We start from the raw sequence: 25,256 nt of genomic DNA, 5'->3' as shown, positions 1-25,256 counted from the left end.
ACCTCAGCCTGCGCGGCGGATCATGCGGACTGGAATTCGTTCCTGAGTTCCACCAGACGCCGCTTCTGGACGCCCTGGCTGTCGAAATTCCGGGGATCGAGCCACGCCTCGAAGGCGGCGCGGATCGGCGGCCACTCCTTGTCGATCATCGAGAACCAGGCCGTGTCGCGATTGAGCCCCTTGACGATCAGGTGCTGGCGGAAAATGCCCTCGAATTCGAAGCCGAAACGGAGCGCGGCCTGGCGCGACGGCATGTTTTCGGCGTTGCATTTCCACTCGAACCGACGGTAGCCGAGATCATCGAATGCGTGGCGCGCAAACAGGAACAGGGCCTCGGTGGCCGCCGGTTTGCGGGCAACGGGATCGTTCCAGAGGATGTTTCCGATTTCCACCACCCCGTTGGCCTGGTCGATGCGCATGAACGTCTGGCGACCGGCGATCTTGCCGCTTTCCTGGTCGATGACGGTGAAAAACAGCGGATCTTCGCTGGCCGCCGACTTCTCGAGCCAGGGCTGGAACGCTTCCCGGCTGCTGGGAACCGGATCGTAGAGCCAACGGAACCGATCCTCCCGATCCTGGCTGGCTGACGCCGCGAACAGCCCGTCACCATGACGGGCGGTGTCGAGCGGCTCCAGCCGGACATAGCGACCTTCCATCGTGCTCTTTGAGGGCCGCTCACGCGGGATCCAGTTGCTAAGATCGTCCATGGGGTACCTGCAATTGACAAATTCGGACAGAAGCTCTCAAGAACGAAGCACCGGCACTAGAACCAGGGAGGACAGCCCGCATGCTCCAAACGATCGACGCTTTCGACCGGATCGGCGAGGAAAACGCATTCGCCGTGCTCGCCCGCGCGACTGCCTTGGCGCAGGGCGGCAAGGACATCATCAACCTCGGCATCGGCCAGCCCGACTTCCAGACGCCCGAGCACATCGTCGAGGCGGCAATCAAGGCGCTTCGCGATGGCCACCATGGCTACACGCCGGCAAACGGCCTTCTCGCCGCGCGTGAGGCTGTCGTGCGTCGGACGATGACGACCACCGGCGTAGAAGTGTCGCCCGAGAACGTGATGATCATGCCCGGCGGCAAGCCCACGCTGTTCGCGGCGATCCTAATGTTTGGCGCGCGTGGCGTCGAGATACTCTATCCCGATCCGGGCTTTCCGATCTACCGGTCGATGATCGAGTTCACCGGCGCAACGCCCGTGCCGGTTCCCATGCGCGAGGAGAACGGCTTCGCATTCTCGGCCGAGGAGACCCTTGGGCTGATCACACCGAATACACGTCTGCTGATCCTCAATTCGCCCGCCAACCCGACCGGCGGGGTGACGCCCCGGACCGAGATCGAAACGCTGGTACGCGGCCTTGAGGCCCACCCCCACGTCGCGATCCTTTCCGACGAGATTTACGACGTCATGACCTACGACGGCGAGGCACACACGTCGCTTCTGCAGTTTCCGGAAATCCGCGAACGGCTGATCGTGCTCAATGGCTGGTCAAAGACGTGGGCGATGACCGGCTGGCGCATGGGTTGGTCGATCTGGCCAAACGCGCCAGAGAGCGGACATCTCTACGACAAGGTGAGGAAGTTGGCTGTCAACTGCTGGTCGTGCGTCAACGCACCAAGCCAGTTCGCCGGCATCGCCGCGATAGACGGCCCGCAGGACGAAGTCGACCGGATGATGCGCGCCTTCGACCGCCGTCGAAAGATCGTCGTCGAAGGGCTCAACGGCATCGAGGGCTTCTCCTGCGTCACGCCGAAGGGCGCGTTCTATGCCTTCCCCAACATATCCGCGACCGGCTGGCCGGCGAAGAAGCTTGCATCGACGCTACTGGAACAAGCCGGCGTCGCGCTGATCGCAGGGCCCGATTTCGGCATCCTCGGCGAGGGCTATCTCCGCCTTTCCTATGCCAATTCGGAGGAGAACATCCTGCGCGCGCTCGAACGGATTTCCAGCTTCCTCTCGCGCTGACTACATGCCGTAATAAAAGTAGATCGCAACGCACGACGCGATCCCGACGACAAGGTTCATCGGGATACCGATCTTCATGAAATCGTTGAACTGGTAGTTGCCGGCACCATAGACGAGCGTGTTCGTCTGGTATCCGATCGGCGTCGCGAAGCTCGCGCTCGCGGCGAACATGACCGCGACGACCATCGGACGCGGATCGATGCCGAGCTGGGCCGCGAGGCCGATGACGACTGGCGTCATCACCACCGCGACGGCATTGTTGGTGATCATCTCGGTAAGCAAGGACGTTAGCGCATAGACAATGACGAGCGCCATGAACGGCGACAGCGTCGCAAGGTACGGCGCGACGGCCATGACCACCAGATCGATCGCGCCTGCCTGCTGCATCCCCGCGCCGATGATCAGCATCGAGAAGATAAGCACGAGGATCGCCCCGTCGATGGAGCCCCATGCCTCGTCGCTATCGATGCAGCGAAGGATAAGGATGCCGGCGACCGCAATCATCGAAAGGATGTCGATGCTGGCGACATTGAGCGCCGCGAGCAGCACGACGGCCATCATTGCGATCAGCGCGATCGGCGCCTTGGCGCGGCGGAAGGCACGACCGCTTGTCTGGGTGACCGACACGATGAAGCCTTGCTGTGTCATCCGATCGATGCCCTCTGGGGGCCCCTCGAGCAGGAGCTTGTCCGCCGGACGCAGCAGCACGCTGTCGAGGTCTTTGCCGGGCACGTGCTGATGGCGATGGGCGCCCAGGACGCGCACGGCAAAGCGGCTGCCCAGGCCCAGGTCGATGATTCTCTGACCCATGGCGGCACGATTGGGTGCCACGATCGCCTCGACGATCGCCGTTTCGGACGGTCTGCCGCCGAACCGCGCGCGGCCCACCCGCACCGACTTGTTCTCGTTGAGCGTCAGGATTTCCGAGGATGTAGCGGCAACGATGAGCCTCTCGCCCTTCTTGAGGACCTGCGCCTTGATGTCGTCACGCAGCACCTCGCTGCCGCGCTTCAGACCGAGGATGCGAAGCCCGGGAAGTTTTAACGCAGCAATGTCGCCGACCGGCCCAGCGGTAAAGTCGCCCTCCTCTAGCACCGCGATCTCGGTGAGGAATTCGGTGTCCGCCGCCCCGGTGGACGTTTCCTCGCGGTCCGGGAGCAACCAGCGGCCGAAGAACACCATGAGCACGATGCCGGTCGCCGCCGCTGCAAGGCCCACCGGCGTGATCTCGAAAATGGAGAACGGCTCGAGGCCCGCGCTGCGCGCCACACCATCCACCAGCAGGTTCGTCGAAGTGCCGATAAGCGTGCAGGTCCCGCCGAGGATCGCGGCGTAGGAGATCGGGATGAGCAGGCGCGTCGGCGCGATGTTCAGCCTGTGGGCAAGCTTGATGACCACGGGAATGAGGATCAGCACCACGGGCGTGTTGTTGACAAAGGCGGAAAATACGACCGCCGCGCACAATATCATCGCGATGGCGAAAGCCGGGCGGTCGGAGGACCAGGCGAGAATGGTTCCCGAGAAGCGTTCCAGGACGCCCGTTCGAACCAGGGCTCCGGTGAGCACGAACATCGCCGCGATCGTCAGCGGCGCGGAATTCGCGAAGACCGCCATCGCATCGGCCGGTTCCAGAAGTCCAGAAAGGACAAAGAGCGCAGCGCCGCCAGCGGCCGTGACGTCCGGAGGATACTTTTCGGTGAGGAAGGCGGCGAACGTGGCCAGCACGATCGCCAAGGCGATGTAGGGCTCGTAACCGGCGATCAGGCTATGCATCTCGGGTGCCCACGAAACTCTGACGAAACCTGTCTGCGTACTTGGCGGGCTTGAGGCTCGTTACCCGCGACCCACGAACGGCATCTTGGTCGCCATCACGGTCATGAACAGCACGTTGGTGTCAAGCGGAAGGCTGGCCATGTGCAGCACGGCGTCGGCCACCCTCTCCACATCCATCACCGCTTCCGGCTTGATGGTGCCATCAGCCTGCGGCACCCCCTTCATCATCGGCGTCGCCATGTCGGTCATCGCATTGCCGATGTCGATCTGCCCGCAGGCAATGTCGAAGGGCCGGCCGTCGAGGGCAAGCGTCTTGGTGAGGCCGGTGATCGCATGCTTGGTCGTCGTATAGGGAACCGAGCCCGGACGGGGCGCGTGCGCCGAGATCGATCCATTGTTGATGATCCGGCCGCCCATCGGCTGTTGCCGGCGCATCTGCCCGAAAGCCGCGCGGGCGCACAGAAACGAGCCCGTCAGGTTGACGTCCACCACGTCGTGCCAGACTTCGAGTGGAATCTCGTCGATCAGCGTCGACTTGTAGCCCATCCCGGCATTGTTGAAGAGCAGGTCGAGCCGGCCATATTCCGCCCGTATCGTGTCGAACAGCTTCTCCACCTGCTCGGCGCGCGAAACGTCGCAGGCGATGGCAAGCGCGCGGCCGCTTCCGGTCGACTGCGCGGCATGCGCGGCTTCCTCCAGCCGTCCGATCGTGCGGCCCGTGAACACGGTGGTCCAACCGGCCCGCACCAGGGCGGTGGCGACGCTTTTTCCGATTCCACTTCCCGCGCCGGTTACCAGCGCAAATCCTGCATCAGCCATTTCGACCCTCCACGATTTCGATGGAAGGCTTTGCAAATGGAGACGGGAATGGCAAGCGATAGCGGGGTGTCCGCCGAAAGAAAGGGCGGTCTTGGCGACCGCCCTTAATCTGAATCAGGCTTGGGAGGAGGAAAAGCCGATCCGACTTGTTTCAGAATGAACCTGATTCGTTAATGGATGGTTAACTCAGTTCTTCGCCCGCGTGCGGACTGGACAGTACGTCAGGATCTGATTTTTACACTGGAAAGATTGCGCTCTGCGCTGTGCTCGTGCAATTCGTGGGCAGGAGCTGTTTGGATGTCAAATACCTACCATCACGGCGACCTGCGCCGCGCCCTTCTGGTCGCCGCCGAGGCGGAACTTGCGGAAAAGGGAACGGAGCGCTTCACGCTGCGCGCCTGCGCCAAGCGCGCCGGCGTGTCGCATGCCGCCCCGGCCCATCATTTCGGCGATGTCGAGGGATTGCTTTCGGCGCTGGCGGCGGACGGCTTCCGGCGGTTCGCCGAGATGGCCTCCGAGCGGCTGCAGGCGTGCGCCGACGCCTCCCCGCCAAAGCGTCTCAACGTCTTGGGGGTCGGTTACGTCGACTTCGCGCGGGCCAACCCGGCCCTCTTCAAGTTGATGTTTGCATCCGACATACCGGACTTCGATGACAAGGAGCTCAGGAGCGCTGCCGAAGCATCGTTCAGTCAACTGGCCGCGGCCGTGGGCGACGCGACCGGCACCGATCCGCTTGCCTCCCACGACGGCCAGTTGCGCGTGGCGACGATGTGGTCGATGGTTCACGGCCTGTCGCACCTGATCCTGGCGCGCCGGATGCGCTTTCTGAACGAACGCGACGAAACGGAACTGCAGGCCGATATCGCAGCCATCATCTCCGCCGTCGCGCTGGTTCGCTGATGGTCAGGCCGGTGAGGCGTCCTCTGCCTTTGCCTGCGCGACGGTCGCCTCGATGTGGTCGACCAGCGCGTCAGGCAGCTTGAGCCTGCCGGCCAGCATGTCGAGGTAGCCGCGTTCCGCACGCGTCTGCGGCTCGATGGCCAGACGCGAGGCGGTGTAAAGCTCGACCTTCTGCGCATCGGTCTGGGCAGCACCGAGGATGGCGTCCAGATCGACGGGCTTTTCGAGTTCGCCCATAAGGAACGCCTCGGCGTCCTTGTCCAGGCCCGACAGCCGCAGCTTGTCGGCAATGCGCGCGCGCTCGGCCTCGTCGATATGTCCGTCGGCACGCGCGGCCGCGATCATCGCGCGGGCGATGACCGTTGCGAATTCAGCCTCTCCCTGAGGCGCCTGGGTCGGGTGGAACGGCGTGTCGGTTGGCGGCGGCAGGAGCTCCGGTTCCGCCTTTTGAGCGGTGTCGGGCTGCTTGCCGGACGAATAGCTCTGGTAGGCTTTGTAGGCGAGCCCGGCCACGGCAGCCATACCGCCGACCTTCAGTGCAGAGCCTGCAATGTTTCGGCCTGTCCCTGTCCCCAGAAGCACCGCGGCAAGCGCGCCCGTCGCGAGCGGATTGTCGCGCGCAAGCTGCGCGGCCTGTCCAGCCTTGTCGCGTACGGTGGATCCGCTTCCTGGCACTTTCGAGCCAAGCAGATCGTCCAGCAACTTCTTGGGATCGAACATCGGGCCATTACTCCTGTCCATTGAGGTCTGGGGCAGACTTAGGCAGCCGACGGCGGCATTACAATGACACGGCGATCAATCGTCGCTGGGATTGCCGATATGCTGGCCTCTGCCCCTGCGGGCCGCCAGCTCTACCTGCCTCTGCCGCTCGGCATAGCGTGCGCGATCCTCCTCGGTCCGGCTGTCATGGCAATGATGACACGAAATGCCCGGGACATAGTGTGGAGACTGCCTGTCCTCCAGCGACAGCGGATTGCGGCAGGCCCGGCATAACTCGGCCTCGCCTTCGCGGAGCCCATGGACCACGGAGACACGCTCGTCGAACACGAAGCATTCGCCTTCCCAGAGGCTCTCGGCCTCCGGCACCTGTTCGAGATATTTCAGAATGCCGCCCTTGAGGTGGAACACGTCCGCCACGCCAAGCGAACGCATGTAGGCCGTGGCCTTTTCGCAGCGAATCCCGCCGGTGCAGAACATCGCCACCTTGCGCCCCTGCAATTCGTCGCGACGGGCGGTGGCCCATTGCGGAAACTCGCGAAAGCTCTCCGTCTTCGGATCCACCGCGCGTTGGAACGTGCCAAGCGCGACCTCGTAGTCGTTGCGGGTGTCGATTATCACCGTTTCTGGGTCCGCGATCAGCGCATTCCACTGCACGGGTTCGACATAAGTCCCGGCATCGCGCAGCGGATCGAGGTCTTCGACGCCCATGGTGACGATCTCGCGCTTCAGCCGGACCTTCATGCGGTTGAACGGCATTGCGGCAGCGGTGCTGTACTTGACGTCCAACCCCCTGAATTCGGGGAACGTCTCGAGATGCGCGATCAGCGTCGTGATCGCGTCCGCGCTGCCCGCCACGGTGCCGTTGATACCCTCATGGGCAAGGAGCAGCGTTCCCTTGATGCCGTGCGACGCGCAGAACTCGGCAAGCGGCGCGCGCATCTCGCGCCAGCCGGGCAATGCTGCGAAGCGATAGAGCGCGGCAACGCGAAATGCATGCGCTCCGATGTCGTCGTCTCGACTGTCCATGAGCGGCTCGTAGCGCCAGCTTGCGCCAGATTCAAGGCACGCTTGTCCACCTCCCCTTCGGCAAGGCCGACAATCAGTGTCCTGCAACGGAGGCGACCGATGTTCGACAAGACCGTAATGAGGGAAATCAGCGTCGTGGCACGAGCAATGCGGGTGGAGCCGGCGGCATTGGCCGCCGTCGCCCATATCGAGAGCGGACTTCGCACCCATGCGGTGGTCAATGGTCGGCGAGAGCCGCTGATCCGGTTCGAGGGGCATTATTTCGACCGCCGCCTTTCCGGCGAGCGCCAGGAACGCGCCCGTCAGCAGGGTCTCGCTTGGCCCAATGCCGGAGCCGTTGCAAACCCCGCATCCCAAGCATCGCGCTGGGCAATGCTGCGCCGCGCGGAAGCGATCGATCGCAAGGCGGCGCGCGAGTCGGTGTCGTGGGGCATCGGCCAGGTCATGGGCGCTCACTGGGCGTGGCTGGGATATGCCGACGTCGATGCGCTGGTGTCGGAAGCGCGCGACGGCGTATCGGGGCAGCTTCGCCTGATGGCACGCTATATCGAGAGGGCTGGCCTTGTCGGCGCGCTACACGCCCGCGATTGGGCGGGCTTTGCGCGAGGATATAACGGTCCTGCATTTGCACGGAACAAGTATGACGCAAGGCTCGCGCGGGCCTATCAGCGCTACGCCGCGAGAATGGACGATGATGCTGGCCACTATGCGCTCCGCGCAGGCGATCGAGGTGAACGCGTGCTCGAACTGCAGGCTGCGCTTTCGCGCCACGGTCATGCCCTTGCAGAGGATGGGATATTCGGCCCTGCCACCCAGCAAGCCTTGCGTCACTTCCAGGTGGCGCAAGGCCTGGCTGCCGATGGCATTGCGGGTCCCGCAACACTGGACGCGCTGCGAACCGGCAAGCCTCGGCCGCTCCTGCTCGCATGGCTGCTTCGTCTCTTTACTAACCGTCGAGAGTAAGGCAGCCCGTGGACAGGTTTTCGGGCGTCTGCTAAAGCCGTCAACGCTAAATCGATTGAAAATCCTGATGTTGAAACGGAGCGTTGCCATGCCCGCGAGCGGACAAAAGACCGGCCCTCTGCTTGAGGTGATGCAGGGCCAACCCGTGATTCCCGTGCTGAAGATCGACCGTGCCGAAGATGCGGTTCCGCTGGCACGGGCGCTGGCGCGCGGCGGCCTTCCGGCGATCGAGATCACCTTGCGCACACCAGCCGCACTGGATGCCATTCGCGCCGCCAGCGCCGAGGTGCCGGAAGCGATCGTCGGCGCGGGCACGATCCTCAATGCAGCGCAGTTCGCGCAGGCTGAGGCTGCGGGCGCCCGGTTCATCGTCAGCCCCGGCATGACGGCGCAACTGGCCGCCGCCGCGGCATCCGGCGACGTTCCACTGCTGCCCGGTGCGGTGACCGCCAGCGAGATCATGGCTGCGGCCGAGTTCGGCTATTCGCTTCTGAAATTCTTCCCGGCGGAACAGGCGGGCGGCGCAGCCTATCTCAAGGCATTGTCGTCGCCGCTGGCCGAGATCCGCTTCTGCCCGACGGGTGGTGTCAGCGCCAAGAATGCCGCTGACTATCTCAGCCTGCCCAACGTCATCTGTGTTGGCGGCTCATGGGTTGCCCCGGATGATGCGGTCGCGAACGGCCGTTGGGACGAGATCGAGGAACTGGCACGCGCCGCGTCGCGACTGGGCAGGCGAAGCTAGCCTGCTCAGTTGGTGCCGAAGCGCGCCACCGACATGAAGGTCACGGCCTTGCCGGTGAACCGATGGGCGTCGGTCGCCTGCGAACCCTGCTTGAACCCTTCGGTGTAGACGGTCTGCGGGGCCGACCACACAGTATCGTAAGCCTTTTCACGTTCCTTGCTGCCGCCTGCGGTGGCAACGGTGACGTCACGCACGAAGGCCCAGCGGGTAAGGCCGCGCTCGATGGGAATGGCCACCGGCTTCGGTTCGGCACGCGCCATCCCGGCCTGTGGCTTGGAGGATTTTGCGGTGGTGCGAACCCCGGACTCCAAGGCAGATGCCGGATCGGACCCAGCCGCACGCTTGAGAACCGCGGTCCTCGGCGTGGCAGATAGAGCCGCTACGGTCTGCTGCTTGGCCGCAACGCTGTCGGTCAGGTCGCGGCGTGCCACCGCTTCGGCAAGCTGCTCGTCGTTCTGGGTCGCTCCCGTCTTCGGCAGCGATGCCAGTACGAAAATCTCGCCCGCATTGCTCTCCTCGCTCCTCAGAGCTGCGAGTTGCGGCATGTCGGCGGCCCCGGCAAGCTTCGGACGCAGGCTTGGCACTGGCGGATTGATGACGACGTCGGCGCGCGCTTCTGCAGCAGTTGTGGCCAGCATGTCGGAAATCGCGTCGCTTCCGCTGTCGGGACGCCGCGCGCCGGCAATCGCCGAAAGCGGAATGTCGTTGACGGCCGGGGAGGCTGTAGCGGAAGCAACTGCCACTGCAGGCTCTGTGGCGGGTTCTGGCGAATAGTCGGGGCGACGGGTAGGCAGCGGCACTTCGAGCGCAATTTCGACCGGGGTCATCTCGGGTGCGGGCGCGGGTGCCTCTTGTTCGGGCAGGCCGGCGATCAATGGCGCGGCCGCCGGTGCGCCGACATGGACCATGGGTCGTGGCGCGACGCCGGGAAGCGGTATGCTGCGTTCCGGCAAGGCGGCGATAATCGTCTCAGGTGTCTCGCGAACAGGCGCCACGGGCTGGGGCGCCGATGCCGCAGGAGCGGCGGCGGCACGTGTCGGTTGCGGCGCAGGTTCGTCGTTGCTGTTCCTGCTGCCGAAGAGTGCGGAGAGAAGACCGCCACCGGAGCCCGAATCGGACGACGCGCTTGCGATCTGTATCGACGCTGCACCTGAACGCTGGCGCGACTTGTAGGCTGCCATTGCCTGCTGGTAGCCGGGGAGTGGCTTGCCGTCCGCAGGCAGGTGGATCGTCTTGCCGTCCGGGAACAGAGAGCTGAGTTCACGACGGCTCATGCGCGGCCAGGACCGGACGTTGCCGACGTCCAGATGCACGAAGGGCGAACCGGATTTCGGATAATATCCGACGCCGCCGCCTTCGGCCTTGAAGCCGGCCGCGCGCAACTTGGAAAGAGGAACGCCGGGAATGTAGAAATCGATCGCCTTGCCGAGCGTATGCTGGCTGTTTTCCGCCACGCCCGAGCTGCGACTGCGCAACATCTTGTTGGTCGCCGGCGAGCGATAGGCAGAAACGACGTGGATGTAGTCGCGGGCGCCAACCGAATTATAGACCTGCCACAACAGGTCTACGACCTTGGGATCCATCTTGGCGGGCTCGTTGCGGCGCCAGTCGCGCAAGAAGCGATTGATCTCGTCAAGGCCGCGCTTGTCGAAGCGGCCATTGCGCATGTAGGTGATCTCGGCCCGCTCCTTCGTGTGAATGAAGTAGAGCTTCAGGCTGCGGGTCTGCGCACTCGCGGGAGCGGAGAAGCAGAACGAGACGGTGATGGCGACGAGGAATGCGCCCAGCCACTTCAGGCCGGAGGTCCCCTCGGATCGCCGCAACTTTTCAGTTCGGTTCATATTGCTCAAAACGCGTCGCCTTGTCGGCTGTTGATTGGTCCCCGAAACGAAATCCCGGGTTTGGTTAAGACCCGACTATCATTCCTAATGGTTAATCCCCGCTTATTGAAGCACGAATGCGCTAAGACCGTGGCAAGATCGTGACGCGGCCACGCGAACGCAAACAGGGTTAACGCAAGGTAACAACCTCTTTTGCCGTCAGGATGCAAGCCGTTCCGCGCGCCCATCATCTGGCTCGATGCCGATTTCCTTGAGTTTCCGGTAGAGCGTCGACCTGCCAATTCCAAGGCGGCGCGCGACCTCGCTCATCTGTCCCTTGTAGTGTTCGATCGCGAAGCGGATCATATCTGCCTCGAGGTCGGCGAGCGGACGCACTTCGCCGCGTTCGTCGAGCGCGCTGAGTCGTCCCGGCAGCGCTTCATCTTCGCTCACGACCGCATCGGCTTCCGCAAATGGTTCGACGGCATCAGCGTCGATCAACGGCGGGACCCGGGTCCGCGCCTCGACAACGATATGTGCCGGCTCGTCGTCGCGGATACCCTCGACCTGAGCCTTGATCTGGGGAAACTCGTCCGCCGTCAGCACCGGGCCCTCTGCCAGCACAACGGCGCGGAACACCGCGTTTTCGAGCTGGCGGATGTTGCCGGGCCAGTCATAGGCCTTGAGCATCGCCAGCGCGCTGGCCGCGATGCCGCTGATCCGCCCACGTGCTTCGGCGGGGCCTACACGTGACAGAAAATGCTGCACCAGCATCGGGATGTCCTCGCGCCGGTCGCGCAGAGGTGGAACATGGATCGGGAATACGTTGAGCCGGTAGAACAGGTCTTCGCGGAACCGGCCGTCGCTGACGTGCTGGAGAAGATCGCGATGGGTCGCCGAAATCAGCCTGATGTCGACTTTGACCGTGGAGCGCGCGCCAACGGGATCGACCTCCCCCTCCTGGACTGCCCGCAGGAGCTTGACCTGGGCTTCAGCCGGCAGATCGCCAATTTCATCAAGGAACAACGTTCCGCCATTGGCTTCGACGAATTTGCCGACATGCTTTTCGGTCGCGCCGGTGAACGAGCCTTTCTCGTGCCCGAACAGGATGCTCTCGACGAGGTTTTCCGGTATGGCACCGCAATTGACCGTGACGAACGGCTTGCCGCGCCTGTCGCTGGCTGAGCGGATCGCCCGCGCCACGAGTTCCTTGCCGACCCCTGATTCGCCTTCGATCAGGATCGGAATATTGGAGCCCGCCGCCTTACGGGCCAAGCCGATGACCCGCTCCATTGCCGCGCTGCCGGTGACGAGGTCCTTGAACGTAAGCGTTCCCGCCGCTCCCTTCTTGGCGCGCCGAGACTCGTCCTCGAAGGCCTCGACCTTCATCGCGTTGGCCACCGCCACTTCGAGCCGCTCCGGCGAGGCCGGCTTGACCACGAAGTCGAATGCGCCGGCCCGCATTGCCGAGACCGCCGTATCGATGCTTCCCTTTGCCGTCTGCACGATCACCGGGACGTGGATTTCCCGCTCGCGCATGCGGCGCAGAACCTCCAGACCATCCACACCCGGCATGACCAAGTCGAGGATCACCACGCCCAGCCCGGCCCGCGCCTCCATCGCCTCGAGCGCGGCTTCGCCGCCATCGACAGGCACGGCGTCGTAGCCGAATTTCGAGATCGCGGCCTCGACAATGCGGCGTTGAACGGGATCGTCATCGACAATGAGTACGGATCGGGCCATGGAACTTTCGCAGAATATCGCTAGGTTTGGGGGTAATTGGAAGTTGGATCAACATGGCACAACCGCCTAAACAGGGGCTCAAGAAATCCGGTCAACGTGCGGTTGCGGCCTTCCCTAAATTTTGAACGAATGATGCGAGCGGAGTCGAATGCCATCCCTTTCTGAGCAATTCATGCGCGTGCCGTCGCTCCACGGGTCGAGCGAGGGCGCGTCCCTGCTCGACAATCTTCCCGAGTGGAACCTGTCTGACCTGTATTCGGGCATCGATGCGCCCGAGCTTCAGCGTGACCTTGCACGCGCCGCCGAAGAGGCGACCGCCTTCGAGAGCCGCTGGAAAGGCACGCTCGCCGATGCGGCTGCAAGAACCGGCGACGCCGGGCTGGGCGCGGCGGTCAAGGAATATGAAGGACTGGACGACCTCATGGGCCGCATCGGCTCCTATGCCGGGCTGATCTATGCCGGCGACACGTCGGACCCCCGCCGTGCGAAGCTTTATGGCGATGTGCAGGAAAAACTCACAGATGCCAGCGCTCACCTGCTGTTCTTCGGGCTCGAACTGAACCTCATCGACGACAAGTTGATCGAGAAGGCGCTGGCGGCGGACCCCGTACTCGGCCATTACCGCCCATGGGTGCTGGACCTCAGGAAAGACAAGCCTTACCAGCTCGAAGACCGCATCGAGCAGCTCTTCCATGAGAAGTCGATCACCGGGCGCGGCGCCTGGAACCGCTTGTTCGACGAGACGATGACCAGCCTGCAGTTCGACGTCGACGGGGAGAAGCTCGGTCTCGAGCAGGCACTCAACCGGCTGCAGGATTCCGATGGCGAGGTCCGCCAGACCGCGGCCGAAGCGCTCGCCAGGACGTTCCGCGACAACTTGCGTACCTTCACGCTCGTCACCAATACGCTCGCCAAGGACAAGGAGATTTCCGATCGCTGGCGCGGCTTCAAGGACATCGCGGATTCGCGCCACCTGGCCAACCGCGTCGAGCGCGAGGTCGTCGACGCGCTGGCCGCCGCCGTCCGGGCCGCCTATCCGCGACTGTCGCACCGCTACTATGCGATGAAGGCCAGATGGCTTGGCATGGAGCAGATGAGCCACTGGGATCGCAACGCGCCTTTGCCCGATACGCCGAAGGCGACGATCGGCTGGGACGAGGCGCGCAATACCGTTCTGTCCGCATACCAGTCCTTCGATCCGCAGATGGCGGAGATCGCCCGCGACTTCTTCGACAAGGGCTGGATCGATGCTCCCGTGCGGCCCGGCAAGGCGCCCGGTGCATTCGCCCATCCGACAGTGCCGTCGGCCCACCCCTATGTGCTGCTGAACTACATGGGCAAGCCGCGCGACGTGATGACGTTGGCGCATGAGCTCGGTCACGGTGTCCACCAGGTGCTGGCTGGCGCACAGGGCCCCTTGATGGCGCCGACCCCGCTTACGCTCGCGGAGACCGCTTCCGTGTTCGGTGAGATGCTGACCTTCCGTTCGCTGCTCGAGCGCACCACGGACCGGCGCGAGCGCAAGGCCATGCTCGCCCAGAAGGTCGAGGACATGATCAACACGGTCGTGCGCCAGATCGCGTTCTACGAGTTCGAACGCAAGGTCCATGTCGAGCGCCGCAAGGGCGAACTGACCGCCGATCGCATCGGCGAATTGTGGCTGGAGGTTCAGGCCGAGAGTCTCGGTCCCGCGATCCGGCTGCGCGAGGGGTACGACACGTTCTGGACCTACATCCCCCACTTCATCCACTCGCCGTTCTACGTCTATGCCTACGCGTTCGGCGACTGTCTGGTGAATTCGCTCTACGCGGTCTATCAGAATGCCGAGAGCGGCTTTCAGGAGAAATATTTCGAGATGCTGAGGGCTGGCGGCACCAAGCACCACTCGGAATTGCTCGCGCCGTTCGGGCTCGACGCCTCCGACCCGGCGTTCTGGGACAAGGGATTGTCGGTCATCGAAGGGTTGATCGACGAACTCGAGGCCATGGACGGTTGAAGCGCCGCATCTGACACGCGCGGGACAGAATGCATCAAAGACGCCAGGTTGCGTGCTTCCGGAACGATCTGGAAGGGCAGGAGATGGTATTCTCCCGCCCTGCCAACTTCATAGTCGCCTGGGAACCTAACGAGTTCGAGGCTGCGCTCCACGCAGTCGAGGCTGCGCGCCGCGCCGGCAAGTGGCTGGCCGGATATATTTCCTACGAGGCTGGTTATCTGCTGGATCCGGCCCTGATCGGGGCGCTGCCTTCGGACCGCAGGGCGCCGCTTCTGTGTTTCGGCGTTTTCGACGGCCTCGACAACGAAAGCCTGCGCGCGGGGCGGTTGGATGACGAAAAAACCAACGCGTTTCTGGCGCATCCCCGCGCCACCTGGTCGCGAGAACGCTACGCATCCGCCTTCGAACGCGTCCATCGTCACCTGCGTGAGGGGGACTGCTATCAGGCCAATCTGACATTTCCGGTGGACGCCGATTGGGGCGGAGACCCACTATCGCTTTTCGCCGCGCTGAGCGAACGGCAACCGGTGCGCTACGGCGCTTTCATCGACCTTGATGGTCCTATCGTGCTGTCGCGCTCTCCCGAGCTCTTCTTCGGCGTCACGCGCGATCGCTGGATCGAGACATTGCCGATGAAGGGGACCGCACCGCGCGGCAGGACGCCGGAGGAAGACGAGGCGTTGCGGACCTTCCTGCGCAGCGATCCCAAGAATCAGGCGGAGAACCGCATGATCGTGGATCTCCTGCGCAACGACATTTCACGCATCAGCGAGGTCGGCACACTGCATGTGCCCGAATTGTTCAGGGTCGAGACCTATCCGACCGTCCATCAGATGGTCAGCCTGGTCCGCGCCCGCCTGCTGCAAGGCCTGACGTTCCGCGATATACTGGCGGCGCTGTTTCCCTGCGGCTCGATCACCGGGGCGCCGAAGATCAGCGCGATGAAAATCCTGCGCCAATTGGAGGAGACGCCGCGCGACGTCTATTGCGGGGCAATCGGCTGGATGGCGCCGGACGGCGCGATGCGCTTCAACGTCGCCATCCGGACGATCTCGCTTTTCCCCGACGGACAGGCCGTGTTCAATGTCGGCGGTGGCGTAGTCTTCGATTCCACCGCCGAAGGAGAATATGACGAATGCCTGCTCAAGGGGCGCTTCGCGACGGGCGAGAGACCGGCTTCCACCTGATCGAGACGATGCGGTGGGAACCGGGAGCCGGCATCAAGCGCGCCGACCTGCACATGGCGCGCCTCGCAGCATCTGCCGCCGCGTTTGAAATCAGTTTCGATCCGGCGGCGATCCGAAGCCATCTGGCGGCACTCGAAGCCGATGCGCCTTTGCGGGTGCGCATCGCCCTTGATCGCGATGGCGCCACAGTCGAGACCTGGCCGTTCCTGCCATTGGACAAAGGCGCTATCTGGAAGCTGAAAGTTGCGTCCCGGCGACTGGATTCCGCCGATCCGTTTCTGCGCCACAAGACGTCCCGTCGTGCGGCATACGAGGCAGCGCGGGCCGAGTTTCCCGCCACCGAAGCCGACGAGGTCCTGCTCCTGAACGAGAAGGACGAAGTTTGCGAAGGAACGATCACAACCCTTTTCGTCAAATGGGCGGAAGGTCCGTTCGTGACGCCTCCGCTCTCATGTGGCCTTCTCGCAGGCGTTCTGCGCGAACAGCTGCTCGCAGACGGCGATGCCGTCGAAGCCGTGGTTCGGCTTGAGGGCATCGAAGCCGCCAGCGGCATATTCGTCGGCAATTCACTGCGCGGCCTGATACCGGCAACGCTGGCGTGAGGAGAGCACATGACGCCGCCCCACACCCCCTTTGACGGCTCCTCCAAGCCCTTCACGATCGGGCTGAAGCCACTTGACCCGGCCGAGTGGATCGAAATCGATGCGCATCACGAAGCATACATTGCCGAGAAGCGCCGCCTCTATGCCGAGCGTTCCGGCGACGTCTTCGCGGCGGAAGCCGACACCGTGGACGCCCAGCATGAGGTCTTCACCTTACTGCGGGATCACCTCGCGACACGATTTCCCGAACTCTCGGTTGCATCTGCCGACCCCGAACTCCCGCCTCTCAAGGCGGCGGCGCTCATGGTGCAGGAAGATCTCGTCCTCATGCGTCGGAGCGCCAATGGCTGGCGCCTGGCGGCCGCATCGCTATGCTTCCCCTCGTCGTGGTCGCTTGCCGAAAAGTTCGGCCGGCCGCTCGCCGACATCCACGCGCCGGTGCCTCAGTTCGGCGCGGGAACACGCAATGCCGGCCTGATCGAGCGCATGTTCGACAATCTCCAGGGCCAGTTCGTGATGCGATGGAACTGGTCGCTGCAGACGAACCCCGATCTCTACCACCCGCTCTCAGGCTTCCAGCGCGACGAACGGGCGACATCAAAGCCGTCCCGCTTCGGAGAAGACCCTGGCGCCGCTGCGTTTATTCGCGTCGAGCGACAGACACTGCGCAAGCTGCCCCGCTCCGGCGACATTCTCTTCACCATCCGCATCCACCTTGATCCGATGCGGCGTCTGGCAAGCCACCCGGACCGTGCAACCGTCGCCGCCTCCTTCGCCGAGCAGCTCGGCGAACTCGATGCCGCCCAGCTCGACTACAAGGGGCTGACCGCCGACCGCGACCGGCTGGTCGCGTCGCTGCGCGCCATCGCTGCCGGTTGACCACCTTGCCTTTTGTTGATTGTGACGTGTTTCTATGGTTTAGCGCCTGATCCGCAATTGCCATGGAGCTCCCGCAATGGCCGACCCCGCCCCACCCGTCCATGGTGAGATCACCGGCCCGATCGTGATGATCGGTTTTGGCTCCATCGGGAGGGGCACGCTGCCGCTTATCGAGCGGCACTTCAGGTTCGACAAGTCGCGCATGGTGGTGATCGACCCTCTCGACGAGGACAAGGCGCTGCTCGACCAGCACGGCATCCATTTCGTGCAGGAGCATGTGACGCGGGACAATTACGAGGCGTTCCTCACCCCGCTTCTCACGGAGGGTTCGGGCCAGGGCTTCTGCGTCAACCTGTCGGTCGACACCGGGTCGCTCGACCTGATGAAGCTCTGCCGCAAGCTCGGTGTTCTTTACATCGATACCGTGGTCGAACCCTGGCTCGGCTTCTACTTCGACGAGGACGCCGACAACGCGTCCAGGACCAATTACGCACTTCGCGAACGGGTGAAGGCGGAGACACGCGCCAATCCAGGCGGAACGACGGCTGTCTCCTGCTGCGGAGCCAACCCGGGCATGGTGTCGTGGTTCGTAAAGCAGGCGCTGCTGGATCTGGCGACTGAGCTGGGTCTCGACTTCGTGGAACCGGCCACGGCCGACCGCGAAGGCTGGGCTGCGCTGATGCAGAAGGCGGGCGTCAAGGGCATCCATGTCGCCGAGCGCGACACCCAACGTGCCCGCGAGCCGAAACCGCTTAACGTTTTCTGGAACACATGGTCTGTCGAAGGCTTCATCGCCGAAGGCCTTCAGCCGGCGGAACTGGGCTGGGGAACCCATGAGCGCTGGATGCCCGCCAATGCGGTCCAGCACAAATCCGGCTGCAAGGCGGCGATCTACCTCGACCAGCCGGGCGCAAACACGCGTGTACGCTCCTGGTGCCCGACGCCGGGACCGCACTACGGATTTCTGGTAACCCATAACGAGGCGATTTCGGTCGCCGACTTCTTCACCGTACGCGACGGCGACGGCGCGGTCGTCTACCGCCCAACCTGTCACTACGCCTATCACCCCTGCAACGACGCCGTGCTTTCGCTGCACGAGATGTTCGGTGCAGCCGGCAAGGCCCAGCCGGTCCAGCATGTGCTTGATGAGAACGAACTGATCGACGGCGTCGACGAACTCGGTGTCCTGCTCTACGGCCACGGCAAGAACGCATATTGGTATGGCTCCCAGCTCTCGCTGGATGAGGCCCGTGAACTCGCGCCATACCAGAATGCGACGGGCCTTCAGGTGACGTCCGCAGTGCTCGCTGGCATGGTCTGGGCGCTTGAAAACCCCAATGCCGGCATCGTCGAAACCGACGAGATGGACTTTCGCCGCTGCCTTGAAATTCAGTCGCCCTATCTCGGCCCGGTCAAGGGATACTACACCGACTGGACGCCGCTCGACCTGAGGCCCGGACTGTTCCCGGAAGACATTGACGAGACCGATCCCTGGCAATTCCGCAACATTCTTGTTCGTTGAGCGTTAGGCGCGGGGTGATGGCGGTTGGCAATCTTGCTTTCGCCCGGAAAAACAGCGATTGAAAAGTCAGTCGTACCGACGAGAGGACTATCGGGATGATGAATGCGGGCAAGATTGGAACGGCGGCGGTGATGCTTGCCATGATTGGCTTGGCTGGCTGCCAGAATATGGCCGGACCACCGCCAATGCGCGGCGGACCGACGATGCCGGCACCTGTGCGGACGGGCTTCGAGGGTGACTGGGTGAGCACTGACGGGGTCGCGATCTCCCGGTTCACGAATGGATTCTTCGAGACGCTTGCAACCGACACCGGCAACAAGCTGGCCGAAGGCAACTATACGCAGGTCGATCCCTCGACGGTGTCCATCTCTGTGACGTCACTGATCCGCCAGACCACAACGCAGGTCAATTGTGCGCTGGTCTCGCCGACACAGCTCAACTGCACCAGTTCCGCTGGCCAGCAGTTCTCGCTCATGCGACGCGCGCAGGGTATCGGCTGACGCCATAACGATCGGCGGGCCTGCGGTTGAGGGAGGAACCATGGCAGCCAGTTTCGACGACCTCGAACGCCGTGCGCCAGACGCACGCGAAGCGGATTCGTTCGCACGGCTGCCCCGGTTTCTCGCCTCCGTCGTCGACGATGTCCCCGGACTGAGCGCCTGGCTGGGCGCGGTCGACTTCGCCTCGCTCGTATCGCGTGAAGCGCTTGCACGACTGCCCGTGCTTCACAAGTCCGATCTCATGGAGATGCAGGCGAAGCAGCCGCCTTTCGGCGGCTTTGCCAATCCTGCTCACCTGCGCGGCGGCAGGGTGTTTCTGTCGCCTGGCCCAATCTGGGAGCCGCAGGGGCTGAGCGCTGATCCGGCACAGGCGGCGCGCGCCTTTTTCGCCGCCGGCATGCGGACCGGTGACATTGTCCACAACGCTTTTTCCTATCACATGACGCCCGGCGGCTTCATGATGGACCATGGCGCGCGCGCGCTCGGCTGCACCGTTTTTCCAGCCGGGACCGGCAACACCGACATGCAGGTTGAGGCTGCGGCAGCGCTTCGGCCCAGCGCATTCGCGGGGACGCCCGATTTCCTCAAGGTGATGCTCGACCGGGCGGCGGAGACCGGAAAGGATCTCTCCTCGATCCGCCTCGGACTGGTCTCCGGCGGGGCGCTCTTTCCATCGCTTCGCGACGAGTATCGGGCACGCGGAGTGCGCGTCTTCCAGTGCTATGCGACGGCCGAATTCGGCGTCATTGCCTATGAAAGCGCAGACGAGCACGGCGCACCCAATCCGGGCATGATTGTCAATGAAGACCTGATCGTCGAGATCGTACGTCCAGGGACCGGAGACCCGGTGGCGGAAGGGGAAGTGGGCGAGGTCGTCGTCACCAGCCTCAATCCCGCCTATCCCATGGTTCGGCTTGGCACGGGCGACCTCTCGGCAGTGCTGCCGGGACAATCACCGTGTGGCAGGACCGGCATGCGCATCAAGGGCTGGATGGGCCGGGCCGACCAGCGTACCAAGGTCAAAGGCATGTTCGTCGATCCCCGGCAGGTCGCCGAGATCGTCGCGCGGCACGGCGGTATCGCCAAGGCCCGGCTGATCGTCACGCGTGACGGCGCACGCGACGCCATGGCGCTCCACGCCGAACTCACCGAGGGCGCGACGCCGGACGTCGGCGCCATCGAGTCTTCCCTGCGGGAGATCACCAAGCTCGGCGGTTCGGTTCGGCTCGTCCCCGCCGGTTCTCTGCCCAACGACGGCAAGATCATCGCGGACGAGCGCGACTACGCCGGCTGACCGCAACCAAGGTGCGGCAAGCAGGCCTATTGCAAAGCCATGGCCGATCCCTAGTTTCCGCACGGGTTGCAAGGAGTGGTCGGATGGGCATCGAGACGACGATCGAAAGGCAGAAGGCGACGGCAGTGGGACCACTGCCCGCCGGACATCCCACGGTACGCAAGGGCCGCATCGGCGTGCTCCTGACGAATCTCGGAACGCCGGACGCTACCGACTATCGCTCCGTCAGACGTTATCTCAGCGAATTCCTTTCGGACGCAAGGGTCATCGAGATACCGAAGTGGAAATGGTACCCGATCCTGTTCGGCATCATCCTCAACACGCGGCCGCAGAAGACCGGCGCCAACTATGAGAAGATCTGGAACCGCGAGAAGGATGAATCGCCGTTGCGCACCATCACGCGCGGCCAGGCCGACAAACTTGCTGCGGCATTTGGCGATGAGCCGTCCATCGTTGTCGAATGGGGAATGCGCTATGGCAACCCGTCGATCGAGAGCGCGCTCGAACGGCTGACGGCACAGGGATGCGACCGCGTCCTGTGCGTGCCGCTCTATCCGCAATATTCCGCGACCACGACGGCAACGGCCAACGACCAGTTCTACCGCGCACTGATGAAGATGCGCTTCATGCCGGCGGTCCGCACCCTGCCGCCCTATCATGATGAACCGGCCTATATCGAGGCGCTCGCACGTTCGGTCGAGACGCATCTCGCGGGGCTCGATTTCGAGCCGGAGGTCGTGCTGGCTTCCTACCACGGCATCCCGATCTCCTATTTCGAGAAGGGCGACCCCTATCATTGCCATTGCCAGAAGACGACGCGGCTGCTGCGCGAGCGCCTTGGCTGGGATGACAAGCGACTGATCACGACATTCCAGTCACTGTTCGGGCGCGAGGAATGGATAAAGCCCTATACGGATGCGACCGTGCAGCGGCTTGCCACCGAGGGCGTGCGCAAGATTGCCATCATCAATCCCGGATTCTCGGCCGATTGCATCGAGACCCTCGAGGAGATCGACGGCGAGGTCCGCGAAATCTTCATGCATGCCGGTGGCGAGCGCTTCTCCCACATACCCTGCCTCAACGACGGCGACGACAGCATCGCCATGATCGAACATCTCGTGCGCCGGCAACTCGGCGGCTGGCTCTGACCGCATTCGAGTTGGAGCGAATGCCTGCCGCTGATAGAAGTTCGGGCAGGCTGATTCGCACGGATCCGGGGACCTGATGGAGCGCCTTGCCGGCAAGGTGATACTGTTGTGGGGGTGGCGGCGGGCGCTGGCGGCATTCCTCGCCGGCGCGGTCGCCGCACTTTCGCAACCGCCATTCGATTTCTTTGCCGTTGGGTTCATTTCTTTCCCCGTACTGGTGTGGCTGCTTGATGGCGCGGCGGGACGGCCAGGCGAACGGTTCGTCCAGCGCCTGCTGCGCCCTTTCCTGATCGGCTGGTGGTTCGGCTTCGGCTATTTCGTCGCCGGCCTCTGGTGGGTCGGCAATGCACTGCTCGTCGAGGCGGACGCCTTCGCCTGGGCCCTGCCGCTCGCGATCTTCGGCCTGCCGGCGCTGCTCGCGGTCTTTTACGGTGTCGCCACCGCCCTCGCCCGCCTGGCGTGGAGCGACGGCGCCGGACGCATCGCCGCGATCGCCTTGGGTTTCGGCGTCGCCGAATGGCTGCGCACGTTCGTGCTGACCGGCTTCCCCTGGAACGCGATCGGTCAGGCCGCGATGCCGGTGCCCCTGCTGATGCAGACGGTTACCGTCATCGGCATGGTTGGCATGAATGCGCTCGTCGTCCTGGTCTTTGCGATGCCGGCCGTGCTTGCCGCGCGCAGGGGGAGGATCTTCGGACTGTCGCTTGCCGCGCTCCTGATGATGCTGCACGCCGGCTTTGGCTATTATCGCCTGTCGACCGCTCAGACGGCAAGCGAGGAGCCACTCCTGCACGTCCGCCTCGTGCAGCCATCGATCGTGCAGTCCAGCAAGTGGGACGCACAGATGCGCGACAGCATCTTTTCCACCTATCTCGACATGTCGCGGCGTCCGCAGCCTGCAGGCTCTCCACCGCCAGACCTGATCGTGTGGCCCGAGACCGCGGTGCCCTTTATCCTTTCCGAGCGGCCGGACGCGCTCGTGGCACTGGGGGAACTGGTCGAGGACGGCCAGACGCTCATGGTCGGCGCGGTGCGCATGGAGCGCGGAAGCGCAGATCGGTCCGCCCGCTACTACAATTCCGTCACCGCCATCAACGACGGCGGCGAAACCTATGATGCGATCGACAAGATCAGGCTGGTTCCCTTCGGCGAATATCTGCCGCTGTCCGGGCTGCTGTCGCGCCTCGGCATGTCGCGCCTGGTGGAATCGGTGGCCGATTTCTCCGCCGGGTCCCAGCGCCGCCCGATCACGACAGCCGGCGGCGTCACGGCCCTGCCCTTCATCTGCTACGAGATCATCTTTCCCGGCATCGCCGGACATGGCGGCGAAGATGCCGACCTGATCCTCAACATCACCAACGATGCGTGGTTTGGCGACACGCCTGGCCCCTACCAGCATTTTCGTCAGGCTCAGATCCGCGCAGTAGAGGCGGGAAGGCCACTCGTGCGGTCCGCCAACAACGGCATTTCAGGCGTGGTCGATGCCTATGGCCGCACCATCGACGCCTTTGGGATGGATGCGATTGGCGTGCTGGATATCGCGGTTCCACGGCAGCGATTGACGTCTGCGTTCGATCCGCGCCTTGCCGGAATGGGAGTTCTTGTCATTCTTGGTCTGTGGACGATACTGGCGTCGATCCGCGACCGGCGCCGCTTCGATTGACATCAGGTATATTAGAGATTCATATTGCAGCGGTCGTTTGCCGGGATTCGGAAGCTGGATCGATGGGGCTCCAGCCGCACCGCATCGGCCGAGGAATGTGGGTCATACGAGCATACCTTGGACTGGCAACGGTGAGGGACAGATGCCGGACAACAAGAAAAAGCCGAACCCGATCGACATTCATGTCGGTGGGCGGATACGTTTGCGTCGAAACATGCTGGGCATGAGCCAGGAAAAGCTCGGCGAAAGCCTCGGCATCACGTTCCAGCAGATCCAGAAATACGAGAAGGGAACCAACCGCGTCGGTGCCAGCCGGCTGCAGGCGATCGCTTCCATTCTCGAAGTGCCGGTCTCCTTCTTTTTCGAGGACGCGCCCGGCGGCAATCCTCAGGGCCTCGCCGAGGAAAGCTCCACGACCTATGTCGTCGACTTCCTCTCCAGCACGGAGGGCCTTCGGCTCAACCGCGCCTTCGTGCGGATTTCCGACCCCAAGGTGCGCAGCAAGATCATCGATCTCGTGCGGGCGCTGGCCGACGACGAGTAACCGTCCGTCAGTTCCCCTGCCGCACGCCGCTGGCGACGCCTGCCAGGGAAATTCAGTTCCTGTCATAGCCGTTCCGCGCAGGCTGCTTGCTTGACGCGGCGGCGCCGCCACGGGTAACACGTGCTGTCTTCGCCGGACGAGTCTCCGGCTTTTTCTTTCCAGAGGGGATACCCGTGTCGCGCCAGAACTATCTTTTTACGAGTGAGTCCGTATCCGAAGGTCACCCGGACAAGGTCTGCGATCGCATCTCGGACGAGATCGTCGATCTGGTTTACCGTGAAGCGAAGAAGACTGGCGTCGACCCTTGGACCGTGCGTGTCGCATGCGAGACGCTGACCACCACCAATCGCGTGGTGATCGCGGGCGAGGTCCGTATCCCCGACACGCTGTTCAAGCTCGACAAGAACGGCAACAAGGTCATCAACCCGTCGCGCTTCAAGTCTGCGGCGCGCAAGGCGATCAGAAACATCGGCTACGAGCAGGACGGCTTCCACTGGAAGACGGCCAAGATCGACGTTCTGCTGCATTCGCAATCCGCCGACATCGCGCAGGGTGTCGACAACGCATCCGACCAGCAGGGCGCGGAGGGTGCCGGCGACCAGGGCATCATGTTCGGCTACGCCTGCAACGAGACGCCGGACCTGATGCCGGCGCCGATCTATTACAGCCACAAGATCCTCGAATTGCTGGCAGCCGCCCGTCACAAGGGTGAAGGCGATGCCGGCAAGCTCGGACCGGACGCCAAGAGCCAGGTAACGGTGCGCTACGCCGACGGAAAGCCCGCGGAAGCGGTCTCGATCGTGCTCTCGACCCAGCATCTGGACGGAAGCTGGGACTCAAAGAAGGTGCGCCAGGTCGTCGAGCCTTACATCCGCGAGGCGCTGGGCGACCTCAAGATCGCGGACGACTGCAACTGGTACATCAACCCGACGGGCAAGTTCGTGATCGGCGGCCCGGATGGTGATGCAGGCCTGACCGGCCGCAAGATCATCGTCGACACCTATGGCGGCGCGGCGCCGCACGGTGGCGGCGCGTTTTCGGGCAAGGACACCACCAAGGTGGACCGCTCTGCGGCCTACGCGGCCCGCTACCTCGCCAAGAACGTCGTGGCCGCGAAGCTCGCCGACCGCTGCACGATCCAGCTTTCCTACGCTATCGGCGTCGCGCAGCCGCTCTCCGTCTATGTCGACCTGCATGGCACCGGCAAGAACACCACCGAGGAACAGGTTGAACGCGCCGTTCGCAAGGTGATGGATCTCTCGCCAACCGGCATCCGCAAGCATCTCGACCTCAACAAGCCGATCTATGCCAGAACGGCGGCCTACGGCCATTTCGGCCGCAAGCCGGGCCGCGACGGTTCCTTCTCCTGGGAGAAGACCGATCTTGTCAAGGCGCTCAAGGAGGCGGTGGCGGCCTGAGCGTCGCTACCTTTCGACCGGGACC

The 25,256-nt window shown here is 63.7% G+C and carries 22 protein-coding genes; 15 read left to right on the top strand and 7 right to left on the bottom strand.

Features of this window, described 5'->3' with window-relative positions; genetic code table 11:
- Positions 1-20: 20 nt before the first annotated feature.
- Positions 21-707, bottom strand: a complete 687-nt coding sequence (locus AAFN84_RS01070) for a GNAT family protein (RefSeq protein WP_347512505.1) — start codon at positions 705-707, stop codon at positions 21-23.
- A gap of 80 nt (positions 708-787) precedes the next feature.
- Between AAFN84_RS01070 and AAFN84_RS01065 the strand changes: the two genes are divergently transcribed.
- Positions 788-1,972, top strand: coding sequence for a pyridoxal phosphate-dependent aminotransferase (locus AAFN84_RS01065; protein WP_347512504.1), 1,185 nt, complete (start codon positions 788-790; stop codon positions 1,970-1,972).
- Here AAFN84_RS01065 and AAFN84_RS01060 read toward each other — a convergent pair whose 3' ends face one another.
- Positions 1,973-3,745 carry an SLC13 family permease gene (locus tag AAFN84_RS01060; RefSeq protein WP_347512502.1) on the bottom strand — a complete coding sequence of 591 codons (1,773 nt, stop codon included), beginning with the start codon at positions 3,743-3,745 and terminating at the stop codon, positions 1,973-1,975.
- A gap of 60 nt (positions 3,746-3,805) precedes the next feature.
- Positions 3,806-4,564, bottom strand: coding sequence for an SDR family oxidoreductase (locus tag AAFN84_RS01055; protein ID WP_347512501.1), 759 nt, complete (start codon positions 4,562-4,564; stop codon positions 3,806-3,808).
- A 297-nt stretch (positions 4,565-4,861) separates the two neighbouring features.
- On the opposite strand from AAFN84_RS01055, the gene AAFN84_RS01050 reads away from it, so the two are divergent.
- Positions 4,862-5,464, top strand: coding sequence for a TetR/AcrR family transcriptional regulator (locus AAFN84_RS01050; RefSeq protein WP_347512499.1), 603 nt, complete (start codon positions 4,862-4,864; stop codon positions 5,462-5,464).
- A 3-nt stretch (positions 5,465-5,467) separates the two neighbouring features.
- Here the strand turns inward: AAFN84_RS01050 and AAFN84_RS01045 are convergent, their stop codons facing one another.
- Positions 5,468-6,184: a tellurite resistance TerB family protein gene (locus tag AAFN84_RS01045; protein ID WP_347512498.1), complete on the bottom strand. Its 717-nt coding sequence runs from the start codon at positions 6,182-6,184 to the stop codon at positions 5,468-5,470.
- 75 nt (positions 6,185-6,259) lie between these two features.
- Complete coding sequence (locus AAFN84_RS01040; protein WP_347512497.1) at positions 6,260-7,210, bottom strand: rhodanese-related sulfurtransferase; 951 nt, start codon at positions 7,208-7,210, stop codon at positions 6,260-6,262.
- Positions 7,211-7,309: 99 nt separating this feature from the next.
- Here AAFN84_RS01040 and AAFN84_RS01035 point away from each other — a divergent pair, with 99 nt between their 5' ends.
- Both AAFN84_RS01035 and AAFN84_RS01030 read left to right on the top strand, forming a co-directional pair.
- On the top strand, positions 7,310-8,173 hold the full coding sequence (locus tag AAFN84_RS01035; protein WP_347512495.1) for an N-acetylmuramidase domain-containing protein: 864 nt from the start codon (positions 7,310-7,312) through the stop codon (positions 8,171-8,173).
- An 88-nt stretch (positions 8,174-8,261) separates the two neighbouring features.
- Positions 8,262-8,915 (top strand): 2-dehydro-3-deoxy-phosphogluconate aldolase, encoded by a 654-nt coding sequence (locus tag AAFN84_RS01030; protein WP_347512493.1) that lies wholly within the window; start codon positions 8,262-8,264, stop codon positions 8,913-8,915.
- 5 nt (positions 8,916-8,920) lie between these two features.
- On the opposite strand, the gene AAFN84_RS01025 is transcribed toward AAFN84_RS01030, so the two are convergent.
- Positions 8,921-10,756, bottom strand: coding sequence for a DUF882 domain-containing protein (locus tag AAFN84_RS01025; RefSeq protein WP_347512492.1), 1,836 nt, complete (start codon positions 10,754-10,756; stop codon positions 8,921-8,923).
- A gap of 198 nt (positions 10,757-10,954) precedes the next feature.
- The gene (locus tag AAFN84_RS01020; RefSeq protein WP_347512490.1) at positions 10,955-12,478 is read right to left on the bottom strand and encodes a sigma-54 dependent transcriptional regulator; all 1,524 of its coding nucleotides are present in this window, start codon (positions 12,476-12,478) and stop codon (positions 10,955-10,957) included.
- Between the two features lie 172 nt (positions 12,479-12,650).
- On the opposite strand from AAFN84_RS01020, the gene AAFN84_RS01015 reads away from it, so the two are divergent.
- The 11 genes from AAFN84_RS01015 (at position 12,651) to metK (ending at position 25,231) form a co-directional block, all read left to right on the top strand.
- Positions 12,651-14,474: a M3 family oligoendopeptidase gene (locus AAFN84_RS01015; protein WP_347513760.1), complete on the top strand. Its 1,824-nt coding sequence runs from the start codon at positions 12,651-12,653 to the stop codon at positions 14,472-14,474.
- Between the two features lie 29 nt (positions 14,475-14,503).
- Positions 14,504-15,661, top strand: a complete 1,158-nt coding sequence (locus tag AAFN84_RS01010) for an aminodeoxychorismate synthase component I (RefSeq protein WP_347512489.1) — start codon at positions 14,504-14,506, stop codon at positions 15,659-15,661.
- Entirely contained in the window at positions 15,610-16,263 is a 654-nt protein-coding gene (locus AAFN84_RS01005; RefSeq protein WP_347512488.1) for an aminotransferase class IV family protein, read from the top strand. The genes AAFN84_RS01010 and AAFN84_RS01005 overlap by 52 nt, the downstream gene beginning before the upstream one ends.
- Positions 16,264-16,272: 9 nt before the next feature.
- Complete coding sequence (locus tag AAFN84_RS01000) at positions 16,273-17,142, top strand: DUF3445 domain-containing protein (protein ID WP_347512487.1); 870 nt, start codon at positions 16,273-16,275, stop codon at positions 17,140-17,142.
- A 76-nt stretch (positions 17,143-17,218) separates the two neighbouring features.
- Positions 17,219-18,664 (top strand): homospermidine synthase, encoded by a 1,446-nt coding sequence (locus tag AAFN84_RS00995; protein WP_347512485.1) that lies wholly within the window; start codon positions 17,219-17,221, stop codon positions 18,662-18,664.
- A 167-nt stretch (positions 18,665-18,831) separates the two neighbouring features.
- Positions 18,832-19,164, top strand: a complete 333-nt coding sequence (locus AAFN84_RS00990; protein WP_347513759.1) for a hypothetical protein — start codon at positions 18,832-18,834, stop codon at positions 19,162-19,164.
- A gap of 40 nt (positions 19,165-19,204) precedes the next feature.
- On the top strand, positions 19,205-20,458 hold the full coding sequence (locus AAFN84_RS00985; protein ID WP_347512484.1) for an AMP-binding protein: 1,254 nt from the start codon (positions 19,205-19,207) through the stop codon (positions 20,456-20,458).
- Between the two features lie 83 nt (positions 20,459-20,541).
- Positions 20,542-21,606 (top strand): ferrochelatase, encoded by a 1,065-nt coding sequence (gene hemH / locus AAFN84_RS00980; protein ID WP_347512482.1) that lies wholly within the window; start codon positions 20,542-20,544, stop codon positions 21,604-21,606.
- A gap of 76 nt (positions 21,607-21,682) precedes the next feature.
- The gene (gene lnt / locus AAFN84_RS00975; RefSeq protein WP_347512480.1) at positions 21,683-23,269 is read left to right on the top strand and encodes an apolipoprotein N-acyltransferase; all 1,587 of its coding nucleotides are present in this window, start codon (positions 21,683-21,685) and stop codon (positions 23,267-23,269) included.
- Positions 23,270-23,411: 142 nt separating this feature from the next.
- The gene (locus AAFN84_RS00970) at positions 23,412-23,813 is read left to right on the top strand and encodes a helix-turn-helix transcriptional regulator (RefSeq protein WP_347512479.1); all 402 of its coding nucleotides are present in this window, start codon (positions 23,412-23,414) and stop codon (positions 23,811-23,813) included.
- A 173-nt stretch (positions 23,814-23,986) separates the two neighbouring features.
- A complete protein-coding gene (metK, locus tag AAFN84_RS00965) occupies positions 23,987-25,231 on the top strand; it encodes a methionine adenosyltransferase (RefSeq protein WP_347512478.1) in 1,245 nt (414 codons plus the stop codon).
- Positions 25,232-25,256: the final 25 nt, after the last annotated feature.

The organism is Mesorhizobium sp. CAU 1741 (genome assembly GCF_039839275.1).
Taxonomy (GTDB): domain Bacteria; phylum Pseudomonadota; class Alphaproteobacteria; order Rhizobiales; family Rhizobiaceae; genus Aerobium.
This window is presented reverse-complemented; position numbering and strand designations above follow the sequence as displayed.